This is a genomic window from Bacteroidetes Order II. bacterium (assembly GCA_016788705.1).
GTDB lineage: Bacteria > Bacteroidota > Rhodothermia > Rhodothermales > UBA2364 > UBA2364.
Genome location: JAEUSQ010000007.1, coordinates 30215 through 55413, shown reverse-complemented (window position 1 = coordinate 55413; position 25199 = coordinate 30215). Strand labels below are relative to the sequence as shown.

16 protein-coding genes are annotated in these 25199 nt (G+C 48.7%); 7 read left to right on the top strand and 9 right to left on the bottom strand.

All coding sequences use genetic code 11. The features are described from left to right. Nucleotides 1-54: 54 nt before the first annotated feature. The 4 genes from JNN12_00665 to JNN12_00650 all read right to left on the bottom strand — a co-directional run bounded on the left by JNN12_00665 (nt 55) and on the right by JNN12_00650 (nt 10813). Nucleotides 55-3258, bottom strand: coding sequence for a hypothetical protein (locus tag JNN12_00665; GenBank protein ID MBL7976820.1), 3204 nt, complete (start codon nt 3256-3258; stop codon nt 55-57). A gap of 47 nt (nt 3259-3305) precedes the next feature. Next, the gene (locus JNN12_00660; GenBank protein ID MBL7976819.1) at nt 3306-5951 is read right to left on the bottom strand and encodes a TonB-dependent receptor; all 2646 of its coding nucleotides are present in this window, start codon (nt 5949-5951) and stop codon (nt 3306-3308) included. Nucleotides 5952-6012: 61 nt separating this feature from the next. Beyond that, a complete protein-coding gene (locus JNN12_00655; protein MBL7976818.1) occupies nt 6013-8103 on the bottom strand; it encodes a T9SS type A sorting domain-containing protein in 2091 nt (696 codons plus the stop codon). 103 nt (nt 8104-8206) lie between these two features. After that, the gene (locus JNN12_00650; protein MBL7976817.1) at nt 8207-10813 is read right to left on the bottom strand and encodes a DUF4623 domain-containing protein; all 2607 of its coding nucleotides are present in this window, start codon (nt 10811-10813) and stop codon (nt 8207-8209) included. Between the two features lie 260 nt (nt 10814-11073). On the opposite strand from JNN12_00650, the gene JNN12_00645 reads away from it, so the two are divergent. The 5 genes from JNN12_00645 to JNN12_00625 all read left to right on the top strand — a co-directional run bounded on the left by JNN12_00645 (nt 11074) and on the right by JNN12_00625 (nt 16700). Then, complete coding sequence (locus tag JNN12_00645; protein ID MBL7976816.1) at nt 11074-12591, top strand: peptidylprolyl isomerase; 1518 nt, start codon at nt 11074-11076, stop codon at nt 12589-12591. Nucleotides 12592-12704: 113 nt separating this feature from the next. Then, nucleotides 12705-13238, top strand: a complete 534-nt coding sequence (locus JNN12_00640; GenBank protein MBL7976815.1) for an acyl-CoA thioesterase — start codon at nt 12705-12707, stop codon at nt 13236-13238. Beyond that, a complete protein-coding gene (rfbD, locus tag JNN12_00635; protein ID MBL7976814.1) occupies nt 13231-14178 on the top strand; it encodes a dTDP-4-dehydrorhamnose reductase in 948 nt (315 codons plus the stop codon). The genes JNN12_00640 and rfbD overlap by 8 nt, the downstream gene beginning before the upstream one ends. A gap of 60 nt (nt 14179-14238) precedes the next feature. Beyond that, complete coding sequence (serS, locus tag JNN12_00630; GenBank protein MBL7976813.1) at nt 14239-15522, top strand: serine--tRNA ligase; 1284 nt, start codon at nt 14239-14241, stop codon at nt 15520-15522. A gap of 17 nt (nt 15523-15539) precedes the next feature. Then, a complete protein-coding gene (locus JNN12_00625; GenBank protein MBL7976812.1) occupies nt 15540-16700 on the top strand; it encodes a cysteine desulfurase in 1161 nt (386 codons plus the stop codon). Nucleotides 16701-16789: 89 nt separating this feature from the next. Here JNN12_00625 and JNN12_00620 read toward each other — a convergent pair whose 3' ends face one another. After that, nucleotides 16790-19864 (bottom strand): aminotransferase class III-fold pyridoxal phosphate-dependent enzyme, encoded by a 3075-nt coding sequence (locus tag JNN12_00620; protein ID MBL7976811.1) that lies wholly within the window; start codon nt 19862-19864, stop codon nt 16790-16792. A 172-nt stretch (nt 19865-20036) separates the two neighbouring features. Here JNN12_00620 and JNN12_00615 point away from each other — a divergent pair, with 172 nt between their 5' ends. Continuing rightward, nucleotides 20037-21779, top strand: a complete 1743-nt coding sequence (locus JNN12_00615) for a hypothetical protein (GenBank protein MBL7976810.1) — start codon at nt 20037-20039, stop codon at nt 21777-21779. A gap of 11 nt (nt 21780-21790) precedes the next feature. Then, complete coding sequence (locus JNN12_00610) at nt 21791-22489, top strand: TrkA family potassium uptake protein (protein MBL7976809.1); 699 nt, start codon at nt 21791-21793, stop codon at nt 22487-22489. Here JNN12_00610 and JNN12_00605 read toward each other — a convergent pair. From JNN12_00605 to JNN12_00590, 4 genes are read right to left on the bottom strand one after another with little or no spacing between them, the layout of a single operon-like run. Next, the gene (locus JNN12_00605; GenBank protein MBL7976808.1) at nt 22486-23157 is read right to left on the bottom strand and encodes a hypothetical protein; all 672 of its coding nucleotides are present in this window, start codon (nt 23155-23157) and stop codon (nt 22486-22488) included. The genes JNN12_00610 and JNN12_00605 overlap by 4 nt on opposite strands. Next, entirely contained in the window at nt 23154-23642 is a 489-nt protein-coding gene (locus JNN12_00600) for a DUF488 domain-containing protein (GenBank protein ID MBL7976807.1), read from the bottom strand. Before JNN12_00600 ends, JNN12_00605 begins: the two co-directional genes overlap by 4 nt. Continuing rightward, a complete protein-coding gene (locus JNN12_00595) occupies nt 23639-24178 on the bottom strand; it encodes a DUF488 domain-containing protein (protein ID MBL7976806.1) in 540 nt (179 codons plus the stop codon). The genes JNN12_00600 and JNN12_00595 overlap by 4 nt, the downstream gene beginning before the upstream one ends. 29 nt (nt 24179-24207) lie before the next feature. Beyond that, nucleotides 24208-25164: a hypothetical protein gene (locus tag JNN12_00590; GenBank protein ID MBL7976805.1), complete on the bottom strand. Its 957-nt coding sequence runs from the start codon at nt 25162-25164 to the stop codon at nt 24208-24210. Between the last annotated feature and the right edge of the window lie 35 nt (nt 25165-25199).

The window sequence follows — 25199 nt, the reverse complement described above, 5'->3', positions numbered from 1 at the left end:
GATCCTATCCTTATTGAACGGCAAACGGTTTGGTTTACCGGACACGGTTACAGGTTAGTTTACAATGGCGAATTTGCCAGTTTTCTCTCCAACTCCCTCCGCCTTCACCAAGTAGAAATACAGGCCATACGAGACTTCGAGGCCGTCTTTCGTCTGCAAATCCCATGTGGCTGTTCCGTTTGCTCCTTCAATCTCGCGCACAAAAACCCCACTTGCTGTGAAAATCCGAACGGTGGACTTGGCGGGCAGGTTTCGGAAGAAGAGTTTTCGCTCGCCACGGCCAGAGAGGAACGGACGCGTCTCGGCGGTATTGCCCACCACGTAGGGATTGGGAACCACATACACCTTGTCTAAGAGCGAGGCATCGGGATTGGCAACTTGCTTGGTAGCGGTTGAACCAAAGGAGAATCGGTCGTTTTTTCCGAAAGGAACCTGCGTACGCAGGTAATACTTATCTCCCGATTGTGGCAAAACAGTTTGCGTTGTCGGAAGTGGTTTGCCTTCGGCATCGGTTGGTTGTAAAAAACGAATCGTCCAAGCGCGGGTATAGCGGGTATCGGTTGGTTTATCTTTGAAAAGCAAGCCAATCGCCTCGCCCACATCTATGCGCCCATTGGCGGTTTCGGTTGGTTCAGCAAACATAAAATCTAAACTTTTCTTTGTAACAGCATCATAAACCTTGAAATACGTATCCACTGTTCGGGTAGCATTTACCGAGAACCAAGCGGTGTCTGCAACGGCCTGCGTAAATTCAATAACGGCATTTATAGGCCAAATAGGTGCGGTAGGATACGCGGTAGAAGCTGTTGCCTCCACTTCGGTTTTTAGGTTCGATTTTACATTGGCCTCCCATCCAGACGTTTTTTTGGTATCCGACTCGGTGGGATACGCATTCTCGAACTGCAACAGAATGCCATCGGCCAAGAGTTCGTGCGTCCATGTTGTTCTGGCTGTGCCATCTGCGGTAGTAGGGACAGGAACTTTATCCGCCAAAATGCGGCCATCGGACGTTCGGACGCTAAATGTAGCCGTGTTATATTCTACGGTAGGACGGTTGGTGAGGGGTTTTGTATCGAAGGTGATATTATAGGTCGCATCTTTCAGAATTTCTCCGGAAAGTGCCACCGCCCTCACCTGAGCCGTAGAGAAGCCCACCGCCTTTTTAACCCAATCCCCGGCTTCGGTCTGGAGTTTGCCTATTTCGAGATCGGAAGCGGGTTTATTGGGGGTGACGGATACGGTATTTCGGTCGTATTTGGTAACTACGCCATTGGTGAGCGTAATGCTGGCTGGCGACTCGGAGGGCGAAATCGGGAACAGGTCTTCTATCTCCGAGATGCCACGCTTAAAATAATCGGTGGCATACCCGGCATCATAGGCAATAACGGCGTAATAATACGTGCGGCCATTCACCACATCCCGATCTACGAAGGAATGCTGAAGGCCATTATCATCGCCCATATGGTAATGAATGCCATTCGGTAAACCAATTTCTTCCCCAAACTGTAATGGATGAGGCCCCACCAAGCCGTTCACTTTGTCAAATTGGGCCATAGAGCGCTTATAGACCGCATTTCCGAAGGCATCGGTCACTTCTTTGGCATCCCGAAATTGTGGATCGGTGGATTTTATAATTCGGTATCCCTCGAAATCTTGGCCATAGATAGGATCACGGGAGAACTCCGAGAGGTCGTCCCACAGCAACGTTACTTGTTTGTCTCCTGCTACCGCACGCAGTTCGGGTTGCCTTGGTGGACGTGCAAAGCGGTAATCGGCATCATAAATCCGTTGGGCCACTTGTGCCGTCCGGTAGAGGGCATCTCGGTTGGCTCCCCAGAGGAAAGCCGTAGAGAAACGTTCGGTTCGGTTCACGGGCAAGGCAAACGGCCCAGAGGCAAAAATCCAGATTTGGTTAACAGCCTGTTGGGGCACATCAAAGAAACCCGGTTGCATTCGTGGCCACATCGCCTCTTCCTCCTTGATGTCCACCGTTCCGAAAAGCGGAGCATAAAAAGATGTCAGTCCAATCTGGTCGGATTCATCCTTGTCCAGTCGTCCAAAATTCGGCTCGCCCTGATCCGGTTTTTTGTTACCTTCCGTACCGTCTGGGTCTGGGCCAGGATACCCTTCTTCCCCAGGGCCAATACCATCGGTTCCCTTATCGTCTATTTTGGCATTCCAGTCGCAGTCTTCATCACCCGACCAATGTTCGCGGGGTTGGCCATAGATGCCACACGAAGACACCACCAATGATCCGGCCCCATTATCACGGGACTCATCCACCAGGCCGTCGCCGTCGTTGTCTATAGCATCGTTAGAAATCGAGGGGCTTTCGAGGAACTTCCACCCCACATGTCCGGGGGCAATTTCACGGAATTGCGTCCACTTGCCCACACCGTCGGAAGACCAACCAAAGACCAAATTCCGTTGTTTCGAGAATGCAGCAGCGTCGTCGGTGGCTCCTGCGCCCGATGGGTTTGTGTCGGTATAACCCCCAAAAAACAGTGGGTTATTGTTTAGATCGCTGGTATAGTTAATATTTCCGACATTAGACACCTCGTATTGCATAAACAAAATGTCTTTTGCCAAGGCTTGCGACCATTGGAAGAGCCTTACATCCACCTGAAGCCCCAATCCCCGCCGTTCGGCATCAGCCTCCCCAAAAGGGTACACCTGAAACTCACGGTTGGTGAAGTCATCCATCACATAATACACTTCTTGGTCTGCATTAAATTGGTTTAGCCCAAAGAATCCATTCCATTTACCATTCCACTGGGCATCTTTCCCTGGCCAATTGGTGGGCCAACTGCTAGGGTTTAATGAGTTGGCAACCTCTGGGCGAGCAATACTGCGATTTAGGTAACCTGGCTTGGGCTGAAATTTCCACTCCACCTTGCCGTCGGTTTCGGCGAGTGGCCCCGTATTGCCGTCGGTATAACCGTCCGAGATAATGACCGTCCGTTGTCCGGCTTTATTCAGCAATCGCGAACCCACCCAGCCACTCATTTGGTGTAAGTGGCCGTGTCCGGTTCCTTTCGGCCATACACCCGCTTGGTTGATGCTCTCGTTACCTTTGCCAATGGTTCCATAGTTGGTGATAATGGACTCCACCTGGTTGCCCGTGAGGTTGATGTCCGTCCGCCAGTCCCGCAGTCCATTGTTCGGGTTGATGTACGTCCCCGATTGGTTTACTTGGGCCAGCGCAAAGACCGGAAGAAACCAAACGAGTATATAGATAAATGATTTTATAGTACGCATCACAATCCAATTCTAAAGTTAAGTTACCAAAAAGATTTCGGTTTTGCTTAGAAGTCAAGCATCATCCCAAGCCGAATCATGCGGGGCGAGGGCTGGACTGCCGGATTCGTCCGAAACTCCTTGAGGGTATTGATCACTTCCAATCCATTTGCGCGATGCGCCTCTATTTCGGTTTGAAAGAGGCGCGGGTAACGATCTGGCCGATAGGCATCGAGTAAGTTATCTGCAAAAATGAAGATTTGTGCCCGCAAGTCTCCCAGCTTAAAGTCCCGACCCGCACGAAGGTCTAAGCGAAATTCGGGCTGATACCGTGCGCCATTACGCTGCTCCACAATCGGATTCCGCTGGACGTCGGTGGGTGTGAAGGGATATCCGGATTTAAATTCACCGATGATACCCGCAGACCAACCGCCTTGGTTCCATGTCAGGTCTCCGTTTAGGCTGTGTTGAAGGTCCCAGTCTAAGGGGATGAGCGATCGGGCAGCTTCGTTATTGCCCTGTGCATCATAGAATGCCTGTCGAGGATCGCTGGCATTTCCTCGCGCCGATTGATAGGTGTAGTTAATACCACCGCGGATACCAAACGCAGGAAAAACCATCTGAAGCGAGGCGGTAAGCCCGCGGACGGAGCCAAAATCGGCGTTTTCGTAACGCCCGTAGCTGTCCGATCCGGTATAAGTGCGGTAGAGTTTGGCTCCGATGAGGTTACGTACATCCCGATAATAAGCCGTTACATCTATCGCAAGGTTTTGCCCCAGTTGTTGCTGAAGTCCTAATTCGTAGATTGTGGAGCGTTGCGGCTCCAAGTCGGCATTGCCCATAAAGGTATTAAAATTCCCCAACGCCACCTTAAAGTCGGGGTTTTCGTACATACGGCCATATTCCGGAATTTGAAAGAAATGGCCATAGCTGGCATGAATTACCCCCGTTTCGGTGATGGGGAACGCGAATCCAAGACGTGGGCTAACTTGCATTTTGATGGTTGCCTCGCGGTATGCCTCGGCTTCGGGGCGCGGACGCAAAGTGTTTTGCGGATCTTTCAGATCGGTCGGAACCTTGGCATTCGGATCAAAATAGTCATAGCGTAGGCCCACATTCACAATTAAATCTTTAATCTCTATTTTATCCTGAATAAAGAGTGCGGCCTCTATGGGATGGCGGGTGTATTGGTTGTGAAGGGTAGAGCTAAGGTCTGGAATTTGCGGCTCGAACGTACCAAATTGGCGTGGATCCACCAAAAGCTGGAATTCGTCGCTGAAGAGGCGGTTGTACCGATACTCAACTCCGGCTTTCACCAAATGACTTTGTCCAATTTGTCGTGTGATGTCGAAGCGTGCCGCATAGGTATCGCTGTCTCGTCGGATGTGACTTCGGTCCACGCCACCCGTATTGAAGACGTTGCCCGGCTGAATCCCCCGACCATAAATATATCGATAACGCTCGTCTTGCGGGTCTTCATACACATATTGGCTAAGGTCTGTGGTGTAATAGGTTAACCGGACGTTAAAGAAAGTTCGGGCATTCAGTACTTGGTTCCACACCAATAAGTGGTTATAGCTGAGGCTGCGTAACGTAGGACGCGCTTCGGGGTTGAGCCGATAAAAATGGCTGTACGATTGGCTCTTGTACCAATTCCGAGAAGCCGAGTACGAAAGTTTAATGTCTCGTGAGAGTTGGTACGTCAGTTTCAGAAGATTCGTCAGACCATTGGTTGGATTCATCGGGACATAGGCAGAGTCTCCGGTTGCTTGGATGCGCCAAGTATCCGGCCTTCCCGAGAAATTAGAAGAATCGGACGGCATAAAGACCCGACGGCCGCCCAAGTAGTTATCGTAGTCCGTCCAACCTGTATTCAGGAAGAATGTCAGGTTTTTAATGCCTGTGGGACCAGAAATAGAACCCTCGAAGCGTTTTTGGCCTAACGGACTTGCTGCGCCAATGTCTGGGAAAATGCCTTCCCGTCCGGAAAAGTACCCACCGCCGCTCAGGTTAAACGACCCCGTAAACTTCTCACTACCGGATTTGGTCACAACGTTCACAATCCCCGAATTCGCTTGGCCGTATTCCGCATTGAAGGTTCCGCTGATGACCTCCACCTCTTGCACCGCCGAGTTTTCTACGGGCGAGGCCATGCTGTTGTTAAAAGGGTTCGAGACCGCGACTCCGTCCACATAATACTTTACTTCCGAAGAGCGGCCACCCCGAATGTGGAGTTCGCCACCAGCTCCTTTGGTCACGCCCGCTTGCAGTCCGATGGTTTCCAAGAAGCTATCCACAGGCAAGGCCGCTATTTGCTCGCCCCCAATTTTGGCCGAGGACGAGGTTCTATCCACTTCCACCAAGTTTTTATTGGCCTGAATGACCACCTCTTGGGTCAGGGCATTGTCTTCAGCCATCGAGAAATTGACCGTCGCAGTTCTATCTACACCCACCCGCACGCCTTCCACGCGCTTGGTTTCGTAACCCACAAAAGATGCAATAAGGGTATAAACGCCCGGTTCTACATTTAGGACAAAGTAGTTCCCATCCAAATCGGAGGATGCACCACGCGGCGTTCCCAAAACCACGATATTTGCACCGGGAATGCCCACTCCGGTAGCGGTATCCACCACTCGTCCTGCAATTTTTCCGGTGGTTTGGGCCAACACAAAGGATGGCAACAGGGCAAGCACCAACACCAACAATCTTTTCATAATCCTATCTGGTAAGTTGCAAAAGAAGAAAAAGGGGCAACTACCTGCCCCTTTCCGTTGCTTATTTGACCAGAACCATGCGTTTAGTTACCGTGTATTGCGGTGTACTTAGACGATACAAATACGTACCGCTCGGCAAGTTACCCGCCTCAAACGTTACCGTATGGGTTCCGGCACGTTGGGTTCCGGAGGCCAATACGGCCACTTCTTGACCCAATACATTAAAGACACTTAAGCGTACATCCGAGGTCATCGGCAAACCAAATTCAATGGTGGTTGTGGGGTTGAATGGGTTCGGATAGTTTGCTTCTAACACAAATCCGGCAGGAATTTCGGTACTTTCATTTTTGACACCAATTGAAAGTCCTTCTTGCGTCACAATGCCACGAAGCCCCCAATTTGCGGGGGTTTTGTCTGGCGTAGCGCCCGATCCCGCACGAAGCACGCGGGTTTTAGAGCCATCGGTGGCTTCACCATCTTCCAAGTCCGTCAATTCCATGTCTAAGGGCAAAAACATTCCCGCCGCTGGCTTGAAGGTGGGCCAATTGAATCCAGCAAAATCCCCACTTCCAAGTGCGCCACCCAACGAGGCAAACGGAATCTTCCACTCTACGGTGTAGGTCTTGTTATCGGTGGCCAAAACAGAAGAGGCGTCCCAAGTACTATTCGCCTGATTCACCAATCCTGCGATATACGCCGTACCCTTGGCGCCTGCGGCATAGGGCAACGAGCGAAGAACCAAGTGGTGGTCCGATCCGAGCGTTGTGAAGGTATTGTCGGTTCCAGTGCCAATACGGTACGCACTATTTGCGGGAACCGTCCCACCACCGGGTTTATTGAAATGGAACGTAGCTTCGGTATGCGGGCTACCCGCACGGTTTTTGATGTTATACAAACCGAGGTACAAGCGAATGCTGTCAAAGAATTTGGCGGCGGCGGCATCAGCCGTAGTTCCGACCAAGCCATTGCCTTCGTCGCGCACACTGGCTGCTACATAAAGATTGTTGTCGTCTATTTTCAACCCAACATAGCCGCTCAGGTCAGCAGGAGATTTGGGCGCAACGGCTCCAGCAAAGTTTAAGGCTTCCTGGCTAAATCCAAAAAATTTCGCATCTTTCCATTCATCCAATTTACCATCCAACGCAATGGTTTGAACTGGTTTATAATCAATCGGGTAACGGTTTGCAGGGCTATTATTCGCATTTTGGGGATTGCTCACATCTACAATACGCCCCCGCATCTGAAAACTTTTGGAGTCTCGCCAAAGAGCAGGCATATTGCCGATACGCATAAACCGAGTGGCTCCACCGGAATTAGATTCCCCCTCGTCGAGGTCGGTAATATCGGCATCGAAAACAATAACCATACCGTCTTTGGGGGAGAACAACGGCCATGCATAATTTTTGTACTCACGGGTTCCTTTTGAAATTTTACCCGCCAACGAAGCGAAGGGCACTTTCCATTCCAAGGTATAGCCTTGTTCATCGGTTGTCAGCTTCGAGCCAGCCTCGGTGTTGACAATTGTGGTATCCACCATTGCACCGCTATACGTAGAAACGGCTGTTCCTTTGGTTCCCGGTGCATAAGGCAAAGCACGAAGCAACAACTGGAAATCTGGGCCCAACGTGGACTTCTGGTTATCTGTCCCCGGGCCAATGCGGTATGTCCGGATGCTAGATTTGATGGTGTCTTTTTTTACTGGATCAATAAAATACACTTGCCCGGCACCTTCAGTATGGGGGCTTCCACCCAAGGTCCCAATATCATACAAGCCGAGATAGACCGAAAGGTGGTCATACACAAAGGCCAAGTTTGGTGTAGCAGGTGTTTCGATCATCGGAGTGCCTTCATCTTTTACTTTCACCGCAAAATAGATGTTATCCGCATCCATTTTAATTGCAAAAAAACCGCTAAAATCTGCTGGAGATTTTGGACGGCCTTGAATCGGACGGTTTGTCGGATCCAGAAAATTAACCTTATCCTGGCTCAGAAAAATCCACTGTGCATCCGACCAGTCGCTTAAGTCGCCGTCTAAGGTAACGGTCGTACCTTTAAAGGTGATGTCGTACAACGTATTGGTGGTGGGCGCAGGCTGTGCCCATATGGTTGTACTGGCAAAGAATGCCATCATCAAAAAAAACAGTTTTTTCATTAACGATTTGTTTAGATAATATAGCGTAACAATCTGATTTAGTAATAAATCATAAAGGACGAAGCAGACCCTACACCCCGCCCTTTTCTTAAACCAAGCATTTTTACTTCAAGAGGGTCATCCGCCCGGTGGCAACATAGGATTTTTTGGCGCCTTTGGCTTGCACACGGTAGAGGTAATTGCCCGAACTTAGGCCAAGTGCATCAAGTTGTATTTTTTGGGCAGCCCCGGCACTTAGCGTCAACTGGCCCGAACGCATCACTTCGCGACCCAGCATATCTGTGATCACCACTTCTACCGAAGCCACTTCTGGTAGATCGAAGGAGATACTGGTCGTCGGATTAAATGGATTGGGATAGTTACCTTTCAAAGCAAACGTGGCAGGAATGCCTCCTTCTTCTTCGCGATCTACGAAGGTTCCGGCCAACGAAACATCAAATGAAGAAATGGGGCCAGATACAAAAGAAGTACCGTCGAAGGTATAAACACGGTGATAGAGTGTCATGCCCGTTGTGCGTTTGCCTTGCCAGTACAGGATGTCGTAGAGGAAATTTTGCTTGACGGAAGTACTTGTTGCCGCTCCCACTTCGATGTCCATTTGGCGGTCGCTCATATCTGGCTGGGTAGAAAGATGCCAGCGATAAGCAACGGCGTCACCGTCTGCATCGCTCACCGGCGTCCAAGAGAAAGTCACGTTTTTGCTGCCTTGTCCGTCCAAAACCACTTTGCCTTTATCAGCGGGCGCCACGATACTGGCTGCTGGCGGTGCAGTGTTCACCTCCGACTTTCCAACAATAGAATAGCTTACAATGGCGTTATTGGTCGCCATCACAATGAGGGCATTACGTTTATAGTCAAACGCCGCAAATCCAGTGGCATTTAAGTTGGGATTCGGAAAGTCTGGGGTTACACCCACAATGGCCACGTTCGCCGGATCGCTAACATCCACCACGACAAATTCCCCTTTACCTGCAAAATTGGGCCCGGTCGCCACATATCTACGAAATCCATACTCGAAGTATGCGAGGTCTCCAAATCCTTTGGCCAATTTATCTTCGGGCACATCCGCCACAATCTTTCCGGTGTTTAGATCAAAAAGGGCCATTTGGTTCTGTGGTTCATTCACCCACATCAGGTTTGTACCTGGAACAGGGGCCATGCCATAGCGGGCACGTGCAATGCCGGTTTCTACCACATGGTTTTTCACAAAAGCCATTTGGGCACCGTTAAAGGCAAATTCCGCCACTTTGTCATTAGAAGAGCCATTCAGGAAAATGCGCACATTGTTGCCATCTCCCGCAATTCCTAAACCATCCCCATAGCGTGCAGCTTCCACTTTTCCGTCAAACACGACAACGGGCTTGGCATCTTCATTTGCCCAATAATAAATTTTGATATTGCTGGTGGTGCTGTTTGTGGTAAGGTTGGCCCCAAAAATCTGACCACTGGGGGTAATCCCTATTTCATTGAGCAGGAAGGTTCCACCAGCAACCCCTGTCATATCCATATCTTTCAGAAACTTACCATCGGCTGCATCCAAAACAGCAATCCGAGTGGGGTTTGTTCTGGTCACCACTAAAACGTGGTCCGTTGCGCCATTATATCCGCCCCCACGTTCGGTATTGCCCGTGCCCATAAACGGGGCTTTTCCGGCATCCACACGCCAATTGGTTTTGTTAATAACCTTTGCGATCGGCGCGGTGACCAATTGCGAAAGCGGGTAACTGACCATCTGATTATTGGTCGTCAGCACGATCAGGTTCCCGCGTTTGCTGTCATAGGCGGCAAAGCCTGTGGCGTTCAGGTTGGGCCGTGCTGTGTTTTCGGGAGAAGTTGCGATAATTTTGGCTTCCGCTGGAACGGTAACATCCACCAATACCCATTCCATTTTGCCTGCAAAATTTGGTCCTGTTGCTACATATCTACGACCATTCGCCTCGAAATAGGTAAGATCTCCAAAACCTTTTCCCACTTTGTCTTCCGGCACATTATACACCGTACCATTAGCCGTATCGAATAGTCCCAATTCGGTGGTGGGTTCATTTACCCAAACCAAAGAGGTGCCCATAACGGGCGCCATCCCATATCGGGCGCGGGCAATACCCGCCTCAACAACATGGCTTTTCACAAAATTGAGTTTCGTTCCATCAAAAGCAAACTCTGCCATTTTATCGTTTCCACTACCATTCAAAAACACCTTTACATTGTTACCCATTCCGCCCACGCCAATTCCATCTCCGTAACGGGCCGCTTCCACTTTTCCATCAAAAACCATCATAGGTTTGGCATCTTCGTCCGACCAATAATAAAGTTTGATGTTGCTGGTGGTGCTATTGGTCGTCAGGTTGGCGCCAAATATCTGACCGTCTCCCGTAATGCCAATCTCACTCAGGTGAAACGTTCCACCATTTACCCCTGTCATATCCATATCTTTTATGAACTTACCATCTGCCGCATTTACGACCGCAATACGAGTGGGATTGGTGCGCGTAACCACCAAAACATGGTCGGTTTTCGGGTTATACCCACCGCCACGCTCCGTATTGCCCGTCCCCATAAACGGAACGGTTCCGGAATCCACCGACCACACTGGATTTGCCAAGATCGGAGGGGCGTTCTGCGCCTGTGCATTGGCCGGAAGAAGCGCAATACAAAACGCTATTCCGTACCAGAAATGCTTGGAGGTAACATGGAACTTCATTTTTTTCATGATTTGGGTGAAAGGAAAAGAGTTATTTTTAACGATTCATCGCCCAATTAAGCAAGATGACAATGATTCCTAATTTAAATTCAAAAAACAATCATCATCATTTAATCTTCATATATTCGTTCAAGCGCTTAACTTGGTTAACTTTTTTTCTTCTATTCAATTCTATCCATGCGATACATGCTCAAAAAGATGATTTAGTAATATACTGGCAGAATATCGGCATTCATAAGCAACATTTTAAAGATGAATACAGTCTTTTTATGATACAGTCTCCCGGACGCGACACCCCCGCATCCAGAAGAGCCTATGCTTATAAAATGCTAGAGCGTAGCATCATTGGAGAATGGGGAAAACGAAGCGGATTAGACCAATCACAACGCGTACAATTATACATAAACCGACAAGTTAATTTTTCACGCCGGCAACGTTATTTAGAGCGCACGCTATTAGACACTATTCCTCAGCCCACTGCCGCACAACTTTATGATGCGTTTATCAAATACAAGACCCACCTACGGCTCCAGCAGATTTATGGACAAACCCGTCGCGAGATAGATTCACTATACGCCCAGTTGCAGGCTGGGGCCGATTTTAATGCACTTGCACGTACCTCAATGCAGAAATACGGCATCCCAGAACCTGAAAAAGCGGGAGAAATGGGATGGATTCATTGGAATGATTTGGATTTGGCACCAGAGGAGGCGGTATATCGCTTAAAACCCTTAGAAACTTCCACCCCTGTGGCATCCCTCAATGGTTGGCACCTATTTCGCCTCATCGAGCGGCGGGAAGACATTGCCCTCGACGAAACGTCATTTCTCCGAGAAAAGGAAAAACTTGCTTTTGAGTGGCGCAACCGAAGATATACCGAGGCCGCATCTCTCCATCTTAAATCTATTTTAACAGCCCATCGCCTCCATATCTATTTACACGAATTAGAACCCTTGTGGCCATTGATCGCGCCCTATTCAGAACGCCTCAATACCCCCGAAGGTTTGGTGGTGGCACAACAAGAAGTACCCACCCTAAAAGCACCCCGTCTGAATCCACAAGCGATTTTAGCCACCATATCTGGTAAGCCTTTCCGTGTATCGGATTTTCTGGCCTTTCTACCAGATGTACCGGCCCCCTATTGGCGGAAAGACCTCCGGCAAGCGCTAGAAATCACCATCCGAGATGCCATCCTAACCGAAATTGCCCAAAGTAAAATACCGAATCATGATGCCTATGTATCCCTACAAACCGAAATTGCCCAATATACGGCACGATATTATGCAACTCTTTCGGCAGTTTCGGACACCTTGCGTTTGTCACGGTACGAACGCGCTTTTTATGAACAGTTTAAAACAACTTTATTTCGGGACGGCCTCATCACGCAGGTAGAAGCATGGGCTTTTCCGGATAGTGCGTCGGTTTGGCAAACCTTGCGCCGTCTAATGGCCGAAAAATCCCTTCGACCATTAGACGGCATTGCTCCCCAAGATTTTTGGGTACAAGATCAAGAAATTCCAACATGGCCTGTGCCCACGCTCCGGGTCACCAATGACTGGACAGGCATACAAGGACCTTTTCCACACAAGGGCCAGTTCTGGATCCTCCGCGCCAAACAACGCCTGCCACGTATTCAGAAATTTGAAGACATCCAACCCCAGTTACCCGCCCTAATGCAGGCCCAAAAACGAATGATTGCCCATATGGCGGCCCTACCAACCAACTACATACCAGCGGCGGCCCAGATTAACCAAGCAGCGCTGGATGCTGTTCTACCCTATTACTGATTCCTCGTTCTTTCACTAAAAACGTGACAAGATCGGCCAAGAAGCCCGCAAAATCCTTACCTTACCCCAAAATGCGGCTTCCTAAACAGGTCTTTATTAACCCTTACCACATGATGCCTACCAAAAATGTGGCGGCCTCGCACACCGAGATGTCGCAAATTGTTTTGCCCAATCACACCAATACACTGGGCAATATGATGGGTGGGCAATTGCTCTACCTGATGGATATGTGTGCCGGCGTTGTGGCGCAGCGGCATAGCAACCGAACGGTCGTGACGGCTTCGGTGGATCACGTCGAGTTTTCATCTCCCATTAAGTTGGGCGACATTGTCACCTTGGTCGGGCATGTGAACCGTTCCTTCCGTTCCTCGATGGAAGTGGAGATTAATGTCTGGGCCGAAAACCCGCGAACGAGCCGAAAAACCGCCTCGAACCGCGCTTTTTATACGATGGTCGCCATTGATGAAGAATTACGGCCAACAACGGTACCTGCCTTATTGCCCGACACCTCGGAAGAACAAGGCCGATGGGAAGCCGCTGAAAGACGCCGTCAGTTGCGCTTGGTGCTGGCCGGAAGACTAAAAGTTTCGGATGCGCACGAACTCACCCAGTTTTTGTTGGAAAACGTAAACAAAGCCGATGTTTGAATTGCCAAAATATCGTCGAATCTTGATTACGGGTGCAAACGGCTTGCTGGGGCAGGCCCTAGTGGAGCTTTTGTCTCACCAACCAATCTACGACGTACTGGCTACCTCCCGCGACCAAACCGCAAAACTCCGCCACCAATCCTGTGGCTACATCCCTATGGACATTCTGGAAACGGAAGAAATGCGGCATATATTTATAGATTTTGCTCCCGATGTGGTGGTACATTGTGCCGCGATGACGATGGTGGACGCCTGCGAAACACAACGAGACATGTGCTGGCAACTCAATGTGGGAGCTGTCGAGCAATTGGTACGCCTCTGCCGAGCATTTGGAACACGACTCGTCCACCTTTCTACGGATTTCATCTTTGACGGAGAAAATGGACCTTATAGCGAGAAGGCTCGGCCAAACCCCCTTTCGTATTATGGGCGAACCAAATTGGCGGCAGAAAATGCCGTCAGAACCCTTAAAAACGATCAGTGGGCACTTGTCCGCACGATCTTGGTTTATGGAACTGGACACAAACTCATCCGGCCCAATATTGCTACTTGGCTCATCGAGCAATTGGACGCAGGCAAAAACGTCCGATTGGTGACCGATCAATGGCGAACCCCCACTTATGTCCATGACCTAGCAGAGGGCATTGAACGGTTGATCCGCTTTCGGAAAGCAGGGGTTTGGAATATTGCCGGACGTGAGATGATCTCGATTTTTGATTTTGGACAAACCATTGCACAAACACTTGGGTTCGATCCCAACCTAATTGAACCGACCAATAGCAATGCGTTCACCCAACCCGCCAAACGACCGCTAAAATCCGGACTGCTTATTTTGAAAGCAGAATCTGAAATCGGATATAAACCTAAACCGATCCCACACAACATTCAGGACCTGATTAAACGGGATGCGGTATTACGAACAGAGACCGACGGCGCCTAAATTAACCTGGAATCAAGCCATCCTAACTGGATTGCCCTCAATAAGCAACCTGACAACGTCATGTTAGACATTCAAATCATCCGGGAAAATCCGGAACGTGTAAAAGAAGCCATCGTTCAGAAGAACGCAGGCACAACCGAAGTGGTGGACAAATTGCTTGTCCTTGATCTGGAGTGGCGCGAGACCCTCACGAAGCTACAAGAGGTACAAGCCACCCTCAATGCGCGCTCTAAAAGTATTGGAGACCTAATGCGCAGTGGAAAAAAAGAAGCAGCTGAAGCCGCACGCCAAGAAACTGCTACCCTAAAAGCCCACATCAAAGAAATAGAAGACTGGGCACGGTCTATGGAAGTGGAACGGCAGCAGTTATTGCTCGAAATCCCCAATATTCCTCATCCCGACGTCCCGATTGGTCGTGATGAAAGCGGTAATCAAGTGGTATTTGAATGGGGCGAGAAGCCCGTTTTTGGCTTCCCTGCATTGCCTCACTGGGAACTGGCAGCCAAACACAACCTTATAGATTTTGAACGTGGCTCCAAAGTTACGGGCGCAGGATTTCCATTTTATATCGGGAAAGGGGCCCGCCTACAACGCGCCCTTATCAATTTCTTCTTGGATTTAGCGGTAAATGAAGGGGGTTATACCGAGATTCAGCCGCCACTGATGATCAATGAAGCCAGTGGCATCGGGACAGGGCAATTGCCCGACAAAGAAGGCCAGATGTATGAAGCCACCCTCGATCGCTTCTTTATGGTTCCTACTGCCGAGGTCCCGGTTACCAATTTCCTCCGTGACGAGATCTTAGAAGAAAGCCAATTACCCCTTTTATACTGTGCCTATACCCCGTGTTTCCGGCGTGAAGCAGGCAGCTATGGCAAAGACGTTCGGGGCCTCAACCGCCTCCATCAGTTCGATAAAGTAGAATTGGTACGATTTGTTCATCCCGAAACCAGTTATCAACACCTAGAAGGCATCCGCGAAAATGCCGAAACCGCTTTACAAAAACTAGAATTGCCCTATCATCGCCTGTTGATGTGTACCGGCGATCTCGGTTTTACGCAAACCAAAAAATATGATCTTGAGGTGTGGAGTGGAGCACAGGCACGCTGGCTCGAAGTCTCTTCGGTGTCCAACTTCGAGACCTTTCAGGCACGCAGGGCTAATATTCGCTTTCGTTCGCCAGGCGCCAAAAAACCCCAATTTGTCCATACTCTCAATGGTAGCGGACTCGCCCTCCCGCGCATTGTTGCCGCCCTTTTGGAAAATGGCCAACAACCCAATGGTAGCATTCGGTTGCCAGAAGCCTTGATTCCCTATGCCGGATTCGATGTAATCGATTCATAAGTTAAAAAACCGCGCCTATGCCCGTGTATCTAGACCATGCAGCCACTACGCCACTCGCCCCCTCTGTTCTGGAGGCGATGATGCCCTACCTTACCTCGGAATATGGGAATGCCTCTTCGGTACATCGTTTGGGTCGGACGGCGCGGTTTGCCATCGAAGATGCCCGCCAGCGGTTTGCACGCCTTATTGGTGCTGAAGAAGGTGAAGTGGTCTTTACCAGTGGTGCTACAGAATCGAACAATTTAGCGCTTAAAGGAACGCTTAAAGTTGGAGACCATTTTATCACCACGTTTGCAGAACACGAAGCGATTCTGGAGCCCGCCAAATCTCTTCAGAAACAAGGGGTTGAAGTCACTTTTTTGCAGCCTCATCCCAACGGAAGCGTCACGGCAAAACAGGTGGAGGATGCCTTGCAACCCAATACGCGGCTCGTCTCGGTAATGTATGTAAACAACGAATTGGGGACGGTTTCTCCAATTCATAAAATAGCCGAGATTTGCCGTAAAAAAGGGATTCTATGTCATACAGATGCCGTTCAAGCGGCGCTGTTCCAACCAAGAATGGATGCCTTGGGGGTGGATATGTGTTCATTCTCTGCACACAAGGTGTATGGCCCCAAAGGGGCAGGGGCCTTATATATTCGCACAGGAACCTCCATTGAAACCACCTTGATGGAAGGCGGCGCACAAGAACGGAGGCGACGCGGCGGTACAGAAGCCGTTGCACAAGTTGTCGGCTTGGTCACAGCTTTTGAACAAACGATTGCCGAAGCCGAAGAGCACCTACGCTATTTAGCAACCCTTAAGGCGCATCTGATTAATCAATTGGAAGTTTATCTGGCAGGTAGGTATGTCTGGAACACGCCGCAAGACGGAACACCTACCTCGCCCCATATTCTAAATCTTTCCTTCCCGCCTTTAAACGATGAACCAATAGACGGCGAAATGTTGTTACTAAATATGGATTTGGCAGGGTTTATGGTCTCCAGTGGCTCCGCTTGTACCAGCGGCGCCGTTGAACCCAGCCATGTTCTCCGGGCAATGGGCGTGCCCGAAAAAACAGCCGCTGCCACCATTCGTTTTTCTTTCGGAAAGCATACCACCTTAGCCCATATAGAAGCCGCCGTTCTGGCCCTCGTCCGGATTTTAGACCGCATGAGCCGTAAAGCAAACGGTTAATTGGGGTATCAATGTATAGGCAAACAACCAGTATAGGAAACCCAATCCCTCTTATCTACCCATGACCGAAGCAGCACAAGACCTCCACTTTATGGTCTTACAGAATCCAACTCATGCAAAATCTGGCCAAGCCGATCCACCAATAAATCTGCATTTGATTGATCAAAAGGCATTGGAGGACGAATTTTAACAACATTATGAAAAGGCCCATCCGTACCAATCAAAATGCCATGTGCGCGCATTCGGTTTACCACATATTGTGCTTCACGGTCTGCGGGCGTTAGTAATTCATCCCGAACCAATTCTACGCCACCAAACAAACCCGAACCACGTACATCCCCGATGATCGGAAAACCCGATTGCAGTGTCCGTAGTTGCTCCCACAACCGATCCCCCACTAGTTTTGCATGGGCCATCCAGTTTTCTTCCTGTACCACTTTCAACACCTCTCGCCCCACCACACACGAAACGGGGTTCCCACCAAATGTACTAAAAAACTCCATCCCATTGTGGAATGCTGTTGCAATTTCGGGCGTTGTAACGAGCGCGCCAATCGGATGGCCATTTCCTAAAGGCTTGCCCATGATTACCATATCTGGCACGACACCATGTGCCTCGAATGCCCAAAAGTGCGTCCCAATACGCCCCAATCCGGTTTGTACTTCATCTGCGATACACACCCCACCTGCTTCACGAATGGCCCGATAAACCGTGCTTAAATATCCTTTTGGCAAAAAAAGTTGTCCGCCTACACTGGGGCAGGTTTCGGCAATAAAACCACAAACGCCTCGCCCGATGGCGTTTAATTCCGCTATTTTTGCGTAAACAGCTTGTGCATATTTTTCACCTGCCAGTACGTCTTCGGCTTTATACACCCCCCGAAAGAGATCGGGCAAGGGCAGCGTATGCACCCAATCGGGCGGCCCACTCCCTCCAGGCCCATTGTGTTTGTAGGGGGAAATATCAATCAGGCTGGTTGTATGGCCATGATAAGCGGCATCAAGTACCATCATATCTTTTTGGCGGGTAGTCACACGGGCCATCCGAAGGGCCAATTCGTTGGCTTCACTCGCTGAATTTAAGAAATAACAAACCGACAGCGATGCGGGCAAGGTCTTGCACAGCGCCTCTGCGTATTCCAAGATGGCATCATGCAAATATCTTGTATTGGTGTTCAGGATGGACATTTGCCGACCAGCAGCTTCCACAACACGAGGATGGGCATGTCCTACATGCGGTACATTGTTGTAGCCATCTATATACCGCCGACCTGTTTCGTCAAACAGATATTGCTTCCAGCCGCGCAATGCTTTTATTGGTTCATCATACCCCAAACTCAGGTTAGGACCCAGACGCAATCGCCGCTTAGACCACGTGTCGGCCTTAGACCCTTTTTCTGGCGGAAAGCACTTAGGCGCAATACCACATATCTCATTAGGATCCGGAGAGAGTTCCGTCCAGACGTTCCTTTCCGACGCCAATGCCACGCCGGGAAAATCAGTTCCTAACCCCAAATCATCCACCATCACCTGAAAATGCAGGTGTGGCGGCCAACCTACATTCTCGGCCTCTGACCCCAATTCTCCCAATGGATCGCCCGGAGACACTTCTTGCCCCACTTTTTTATCCAAGAGCGATGCCTTGCTTAGGTGGCCATACAAGGTATAAAACGCTTCCCCTTCCGGTGTTAGGTGTTTAAGCAAAACAACACCACCATAGTCTTGCGGCAACGGATTAAAAGCGATAGCATGGAGGGTTCCCGCTAAAGGAGCAAAAACCATCGTCCCAACCGGAGCAAAAAAATCCATCCCCAAGTGAATGGTCCGAGATTCGTCTGTAAGGCGTGTCCCTGTTTTAAAAAAGGAAACATTGTATAATAAACGAGGTTCATTATAGCGCCCAACCGCCACCCGCTTGTTATGCTTTTGCATTTCGGCAGCAATGCGCGAACCCAGCGCCACCGCCTCATTTTGTGCCGGATCCCCCGCAACCAAATGACTATCCACACCAAGGTCTATCACCAGTGCATCATCCGGCTCTAGGCCAGAAACAACCGGAATACGCCGCGTTTGGGCTACTTGTGTAGCCAGATAAGCTTTAACTTTAGACTTTTTGGGCGAGGCCGGATATCCGCAAGCCACCCTTAAAACCGCTGTTGCCGTCTTCATATTGATCGAAACCAACCGTGGGAGCGTCCTACGGATAGGTGCTTGCGAAACGCCAATGTACGCCTCGCTCGGTCGGAGGGCTTGTTCTTTTGCGGCCATGCAAATACTTACACAGAGGCGCATACAAACCAAGACAAACAAAACGGAAAGTTCCTCTTCGGAAAGAGGATTCATGGCATGATACCCTCTTGCAACTTCTCCAATCACTTGTAGTGGGTACGCTTTGTCTAAACAGGCATAGGCGGCAGCAATAGCAAGTTCATTGATGGTGTGTGCCTTTACCATGTCCCCAAAATCCAACACGGCACTAATTTGTTCGCCTTCAATGGTCGAAAACCCAGCAGGGTTTATCAGTAAATTATAATCATTTGCATCATTGTGGATGGTGCTTTGCCGGAGTCCCGCCCAAACCTCCTGCGGAATAGCAGCATATTGCTTTAACACATGTTCGATCCACTCCTTGGTATGGATATCCGTCACATATCCCCGTTTATCGGCAATGACCGAGGCCGCATGAGATAAATTCCATTCCGCTTTTTGGTTCATAAAGGCGACATCAAGTGATTCTAAGGCCCTATCTAGCGCCCCCAGCGTGCAGCCCCATTCAAACAATAATGTTTTGCTATGGTATGAGAGGGAAGCAATAGGCTTGCCGGGCATATGGCTCATGCACCAAATCCAGTAATGCAGGCCATTTTTCGTTGCCCGACTCCAAAGTTCTCCGCTTCGGGTGGTGATAATTTCAGGACATGGAAGACCAGCCTGCACAGCCCGTTGCATGGCCGCTTGTTGAAGTCGTATAACTTCGAGCGGCTCTTCAGCATTGACGATTTTAAGGACGACCCCTTGGTCCGGCCCAGCTTCTATCCAAAAATTTTGGTCTCTATAGCTAGGTAAGGACCTCACCACACCCGCCCTACCAAAAATCCGTTTGGCCAAAACCAGCACCTCCGAAGTCGAAAAATCTGGAATACCACTCATGTTTATTGAGGTCATCGCTTGAAATTAACCAGAAACTTTTTATTACTAACCACCAAAATATCTGACTTAATCCCATTCAAAAAAGAAGTTTAAAGGAAGTCTTATTTACACCGTACATTTTATAACACATTCAGAGTTGGTTTTTTCATAAATTTGCGCCTTGTTTTTCAAACATACTGCAAGTTATTTGCAGCGACTCCTTATGAAGTTAATTGACAATCTTAGTAACCAATGGGGCATCCCACTTTTTGTACTGCTCTCCATTGTACTCTATGCTGGCATCCCCGAACTACATTGGTGGGTGATTCCGACGTTCATCTCCATACCTTACTACCTGCTCTTTGCCAACCGCTTTTTTCAACGCTATCGCCAATTTAAATCCAAATTTGTCCGATTCATCGCCATTTTGGTCTCGACCCTGCTGACAGTTGTTTTCTTCACGAGTTTGGTCAGTTCTCTAATAAGCCAGAGCGATTTTTCAAGTAGCCTCTTTATTTATATCCTTATTTTTCTTACTGTTATAGACCTTTCCGATAAAACCTTTCTCAATTCCGATGCCAAGATAGACCCAACCGTTTTGTTTGTCTTTACTTTTGCCGGGGTCATCTTTATTGGGGCCATCCTCTTGATGTTGCCCAATAGCACAACCCACGGCATTACATTTATAGACGCCTTGTTCACCTCCACAAGTGCTGTTTGTGTAACCGGCTTGGCTGTTTTAGACACGGGAAAAGGATTCACCACCTTTGGGCAGCTCATTATTCTGATTCTGATACAGGTTGGAGGGTTGGGCATCCTGACCTTCACCAATGTTTTTGGGGTCTTTTTCCGAACAAACCGCTCCTTTAAGAACATCTTGCTGGTACAAAACTTGGTTGGTTCAGACAGCCTGAGCGAAAACACCCGTGTTCTCCTGAAAATTATCGTATTTACGTTTGCTATTGAAGGCTTGGGTGCCTTGTTCATCTACTTTTATGCTCCTGATTTCGGACTCTTCTTTGCGGTTTTTCATTCTATCTCCGCGTTTTGTAATGCAGGCTTTTCGCCGCTTTCCGCCAGTCTATACGAAAGCAGTGTGCGCTTCAACTATGGCTTTCATACCACCATTGCCATGCTGATCATTTTGGGTGGAATTGGGTATAGCGTATTGCTTGCTACCTACAACATTATTCATTTCAGGATCGAGAAGATCGTTCGACGATTGTTACAATTGGTCCCCCCCCATTACTCCAAAAGCAGTACCCGATACGAGGTGAATGCCCGCTTGGTTCTGTGGACAACCGCTGCTTTACTGATTTTTGGAATGCTGACTTTTTACATCTTCGAAGCCAATGGAACATTGCGTGAACATCCCACATTTTGGGGAAAATTAGCAGTTGCTTTCTTTGGTTCGGTCACCCCCCGTACAGCAGGCTTTAACTCGGTAGATATTGCCGCAATGTCACGACCAATGATTCTGATTTACTTGTTACTGATGTGGGTGGGCGCTTCGCCGGGATCTACGGGAGGCGGGATTAAAACCACAACATTTGCCATTGCCTCGATGAATATTTTTAACCACATCCGAGGGATCAATAAAATGGTCATCCGATGGCAATACATTACCCGATCGCTCATCAGTCAAACGTCTGTAATTATCAGCTTGTCTTTAATTGCCATTGGAACAGGAACCTGTATTATAGCAGCGCTTCAACCAGAACTCGACGTACTCCAGATTGCCTTTGAGTGCTTTTCTGCATATGGAACAGTGGGCCTCACCATGGGCATCACGTTTAACCTGAGTACCGGAAGTAAAATTGTCATCATCTTACTCATGTTTCTCGGACGGGTCAGTTTCTATAACTTCCTGATTGGTATTTTTTCGTTCTTTACCAAGCCACCTCCCGAAAAACGAATCCATTTTCCGGATGCCAAAATACTGATTAACTAAGTATTAAACCTATGAAATTTATTATTATCGGACTAGGAAACTTCGGTTCACACTTAGGAATACGCCTTATTGAAGAGGGACACGAAGTGATGGGCGTGGACAATAGTTCTGCCCATATCGAAATGTATAAAGATAAACTGACCCATACCATCTGTGCAGACAGCAGTGATGAATTGGTTTTACGGCGTATTCCGCTGGACGAATCTGATTACATTATTGTAAGTATCGGAGAAGACTTAGGCGCTTCGGTAACCACTGTGGCATTGCTCAAAAAACTTTGCCAAACCAAAATCATCGCTCGTGCCATTTCTCCTATTCATCATACCATCTTAGAAACGATGGAGGTCAACCAAATTATTGAACCAGAAGCCGAATATGCCGACGAGTTCTCGAAAAAATTTGGTCTTAAAGGTGCGGTTAAGTCTTTGGCCTTGGACAATAAATTTGAAATCGCTGAAATTGAACTACCCAAAAAACTCATCGGGAAAACCATCCAAAACTCTCAGTTGCGCAATAAATGGGGGCTGAATGTGGTAACGGTGGTACGGAAGACCATTTCCAAAAATATCTTTGGGAAAACAGTACGTGGCCGCAATGTATTGGGCGTTCTTACCCCCGATACCACATTAGAGGAAGGCGATATTTTGGTGCTTTTCGGGCTATATTCCGACCTAAGAAACTTCAGTGAGCATATGGAGGCCTCGTTCTAAAGCATCCCATACCAGCCCGACAACATCAGCCAACACGCCTCCGGATAAGGCGGTAGTTCGATCCAGCGCGAAAGGGAAACCCGCACCAAGGTACCCGCCGGAATCTGATCGGGAGGCGCGGGTTCACCAATGTATTTCAACTTACCAACCCGCGCTTTTTGAAGCCCATTGTCGTACAAATAACTGGCCTTTCCCTCATACAAAACCTTTTTTAGTGGCTGATCGGGGATCCAAAAACCTGTACTCACTTCTGGTAAATCTGCTTTTGTAACAAATCCACGTCCATTATACTTACGGGTACTTTGGAGCCTTCCGCCAAACAGGTTTTCTGGTGAACCTTCCCAAATACAGGGAGGATCTATCTTATGCAAGTGAAACCGCAGCCATTCATCGAGGCGTTGTGGGTCTGTAAACGAGGAGTTGGACAATGTGTAATCATACACCAAAACATCTTCGTTGTGTGGCCGGCGTATGGAAGCTGCGGGGCCTTGTTCGATCTCCCATAACTCGCCAATCCGAAATGGGGCACTTTCTGTCCAAAATGCACCTGTTGGCAAAATGCGTGCATCCATTAGCCGCAAACTTTGATAACCATCATTGGTTCTGACCAATGCACCAATACACCTCCTGCGTTCTACAACCGTTCGGGATACGATTAATACTTTCATGATGTGGGGATAAGATGTTTCACAGGCACCTCGTTAGGTTCAGACAACCACGCTGCGGCCAATTGTCGGTGACACGCATGAGGATTGGCTTCCACGCACAATAACGCCACCCTTGTTGCTTGTGGAGGGAGTTTGAGGCGCACATCAGCACGGGATAATGGAGACAAAACTTGGTCTTGATAGGCCAAACAGAAAGATTCTGGCAACACTTGGCGCGTTCGCTTGGTGACGCCTACGCTTGCATCCACGTGTGTCGCCAAGGCACGAATCTCGTCGGTAGGTGCCAATTCTGGCAAGTAGAGGTAAGCCATCCCCTCTTTTGCAAGCTGGCTTTCTAAGCGGACGCGGTTGGCAAATGCAAAGACTTTGCCGCGTACCCCACGCCGCCGCCGAACATCCACCAAAACGTCAATTTCATGGGTCTTTAAGGTTTCAAAGAAGGTTTTTTCGGTGAAACCATATACACCAATGGTAAAAAGATTCATGAATAAGGCGGTTCTTGGTCTTCTTCTATACGATAACTTTTACGAGACGTACCCAATTTGGGAGATTCTCCAAACAAATCAGGCGCTGGTTCCAATAATCGCATCACTGTTTCTTGCGACATCAACGTTCCATCTCCCAAAATGTGCATCACTGGAATATGCAGACGGCTTAATGAGACCCCTATTAATTTGCTGCGATGGCACATTTCCGGCTTTGCACATCCACACATCAAGGCCAGTCGGACTTGTTTGGCGAAGGCGGTCTCCAGCCGTTTCATCCCGTCCTGATAAAAAGGTTTCTCCCGACAACGTTCATACGCCACTTTTCCGTCTTGGGTATAACAATCCGGATCAGGCGGCCTCCCGCCAAGCGCATCTCCCAAAAACACATAGCGGATTCCGTATTGGGCCAGATTTTCAGCCAATTGGGCTTTATTATAATCTATCTGATACCGTGAATACGGCTGCGAACGCACATCAGCCAAAAAACGAATCTCGTGCTGGCGAAGTTTCTCTACAAAATTGGTCAACGTCATATTCCCGTAACCAATTGTAAATATAGGAACTACTGGAGTAGGGATTTCAGTCGGTTCCATTCTTCTTGGTAGGCAATCAGGTGGGCATAGCGTTCTTGTTGTGACAAGTCTGCAATAAGGTCAGCCACCAATTGTTGTTCATATTCATATTCTTGTGGGGTAAAAATACCCGCAAAATGCGCCATTCGCAAAAACACCAAATAAGTGGTAAGGGCATCGTATTCATTGTACTTCACAATTTCGTCCAACTTGCCATCCAGCCACAACAAAGCCACATCGTTGCCGTCCGTTCCCATTTTACCCGGAATGCCAGAAAGGGCTGCCAATTCATTTAATGATGGATTCGATCGTCCAAAACCACCCACCAACTTCTGCATATCTATGTTATAAGGGCTTTTGTCATCAAAATAGTCCACACCATCTTTTGCCCACGTAGGCCGTGTGTTTAGCTTCTTAAATGGAAGACCATGCACAATAGCACGCTGTAGAAAAATACTCAGATCAGCCCCCATCGAGTTATACCCGACCAATTGCACGCCTTTTTTGAAGCCCTTTGCATTAAAGGTGGACGTAGCATCTGGTTCATCCATTTTTTGCTCTAAACCACCCAAAAACTTGTGAATGATGTTCCGTTCTTTCGCCGAAACAACATCGCTCCAATTATCAGGACTGGACCTAAGGTAGAGTTTTGCCTTTCCTGCACCTACCTTCCGACGAATTACAATAGAAACAGAGACCAAACGACAGATATTGGTTTTCAGGTAAGGCCGTTCTACGCCATAATCCAAAAAATTATGTGTTTCAAATGCGCGGTCGGCCTCGGTTGGAATGAGGCTTCTGGACTTGGATGCTTGCCGCCACATGTGTTGCATCACCTCGCCGTCGGACATTGCCGCAGGTAATTTATACAAAATCCGACCTGCCACCGGGTCTGGGATCCACTCGGCATCAAAAGCCCAGAGTTCATCAGCAATAAATTTGATCATATTTTTTTCCGTTATGGGGTTTATAGCAATAAACT